At 36.3% G+C, this 2,764-nt stretch carries 1 protein-coding gene; it reads right to left on the reverse strand.

Annotated features, from left to right (window positions below; translation table 11 throughout):
• Positions 1-2,675: 2,675 nt before the first annotated feature.
• Positions 2,676-2,764: IS3 family transposase (locus tag N0M92_RS28940; protein WP_260288566.1), on the reverse strand; the 89-nt coding region annotated here is incomplete at its 5' end.

The following is a 2,764-nucleotide window of genomic DNA, read 5'->3' on the forward strand; positions in this document are numbered from 1 at the left end:
GTAAGGGAGCGACAGTCAGTGGTGCACCTTGGTCGTTGGAGTCAGACTAACGGATGGGCTCTAACGCACCATAGTTCATCGACCTTCCTCTCCCAGCCGTAGAATCAGTATTGACCGTTCTGAACCATTTTCATTCTCTGTGGTGAAGCGCTGATTTTTGCGCTTCATGGATGGCTAACGGGTGTTTAGTTGATTAATTGAGGTTGCTGTGGCAGCCCTTTTCTTATGCAGCTAACGGGGCAGGATAGTTGCACAAGCACAGCGTAATCACACAGTGAATGACGTTTGCTTTCACAATGTGACTTTATGGATATCTGTAGTACAGTCGCTCGGTTTATTCGGACGGACTGTGAGGTACTTTCAAAAAAACACATGAAGCCTCTAACAAATCACTTTCTTTTCAGATAAAATAGTTGCTGATAGGCTATTGATAACATCAACTCTAAAAGGAGGTATTCTCAATTAAATTTATCCCAAAAAATGTAATCTATATTTATTTAATTCTACTAGCATTCACTACAATTAACGGATTTTTTAATAAACCCGAAGACGAAGGAACACTAGATATTAGTATTGTTATTGCCCTTTCCATAGTTTTAATTATCCATATAGCATTGATTTTTTATGAAAAGAAAAATGCTGATTAAGCAGGTATGACAAATTTTTATTCGGCACTGTTTGTGTCAACTCTACAATAATCCTTAATGAACTAACGGGTGAATTAATGAGAAAGCCACATTTAGATGTTTAGGAATATACTAGAGAACTGTTTACAATCTTCGATAAATCAACTAAAAAGTAATGTGTCACATAGGAGGATAACAATGATTTACTATGAGGTACTTTGTTATAGTTGTAAAAAAATATTCAGAGTATACGAAGGTTCACTAAAATATAAACAATTTAAGGAAAGAAAGAGTAAGGCTTTTTGGTGAGAAGATTGTAGTCATAAAATACGCATTGAAGCAATCAAAAATTTCTTTAGATAGTTTTTGGGAAGAGTCCTACTAATAGATTGTGAAGGATTGTACTTAAACTAACGGGTGCGTTAGCGTCATAAGAAGGCCGCCAATGAAGTGAACCCAAAAAGTTAGACACTTTATTAATTAGGCAACCTTGAGGACATGAACCCGATAATCTACTGAGCCAACCGTCGATTCTTCCGTATTCGTATTCGTACCCGGTAATAGCGGTTGAACAAATGATACAGCGTTTCCTCGTCCATCCCTTTACCGTTATCAACTATACGTATGCATGCCTTGTTATTCATCCTGCCTACAGAGAGGGTGCGACCACGCTAAGTGGGTTAAGCTTCACGGTGTTGGACAGCAAGTGTCCATCAGCCTCTGCAGCCAGGTCATCTGCCTTTATCAGTAGGGTAAGCTCATCGCCAATGTAGTAAATCTGATACTCAGACATGGTAGCATCGTAGACGTTTTCAGCACGGAGCGGCGCACCGGCTCAGCCAAGTCTATCTCCCGAGGCTCCATGGACGAATCACCCTGCTTGAGCAGATGAATCATGGAAAAGTTGAAGATCAGCTCAAGTATATAACCCCCCTTTTCCCGAATCGAATGCCATGATCTGTATCCCCTCGTGGCTCCATTGCTCAAGCAAGCTCTCCAGTTTATATTCATATCCTTGAATTGTTGCAGGGGAGTGCTTAAGTGATAAAGGATTAGTAGAGAAATAGTATATAAAACAACGTTCAGTCGGTTATCGGATGGGCGGTTTTAATGTGGTTTACCGTTTACAAATAACGTGAATTAGGCTGTAATGGGGGAATCTATTTTAAAACATTTTACCAAAAGCCATTAACTGTTTTGTGAAGATAGCTTGGTTTTTAAAGTTGAATGTGCATAATAGCACATAAAATAAGCGCAAATTATCGCCTAAAGTGACAAATCACCCTTAAAGTTCCATTTATGTTTAATGGTCTCTAGTATTTAAACCAAAAAGCCACCATCAAAAAAAAAATTATTAATATTGCTCCCCAAACCATTAAGGAAATCTTTTTTAATAAAGATTCATTAAGGAAGATAGAGAAAATCGCAAATGGAAATTGATTGTATTTAAAAATGGACCTCGATAGAATATATTTTGTTACTATTATCCATAAATAACCAATTATCATATAATAGGACTGTATTTAATATAAATGCTTATAAGAATAGAGTAGTTGCAGATAAAACAGGAATTTCTCCCTTACATACCGTTTTTATGAAAAAGGGGTAACACCTTTTTTCAATTGGGATGAATGTGGAAACAGAATATATGACGAGGAGAACATGGGTTGAATTGATATAGTTGTTGCACTATGTCTTAACAGACATGCCTCTTTCAGAAATAAAGCAATAAGTAAACTGGATAAAGAAGGAGATAACTCCCTTTCAGAACTAAACGGATGATGATTAATCATAAAGCAAACGTTGAACAGTAAATGAGGGAACTATATAAATGCCTTGAACAAAATTTCTGAAAAATTGGTACTATATTACATAAAAGAGAAGAAAATATTATGAACCTTGATGTTGATTGTGTATGAAGAATTAATTTTAACTAACTATTTATTAGTAGTCGGTTATTTAGTGGATAATGGAAGTTGATCTATTTGTAAAATAAGGTTGGTTTTGGTACTAAACTGTACCCTATGTAAAGGACATTTTTAAAAAAGGTCATGCCACTTTGAGAAGGTGATTTCTGTATTGAACAGGAGTCATCTTCTTTAAGTTCCATTGATATCTGAAATTGTTATAGTACGTCA

Source organism: Peribacillus aracenensis (assembly GCF_025175645.1).
Taxonomy (GTDB): domain Bacteria; phylum Bacillota; class Bacilli; order Bacillales; family DSM-1321; genus Peribacillus; species Peribacillus aracenensis.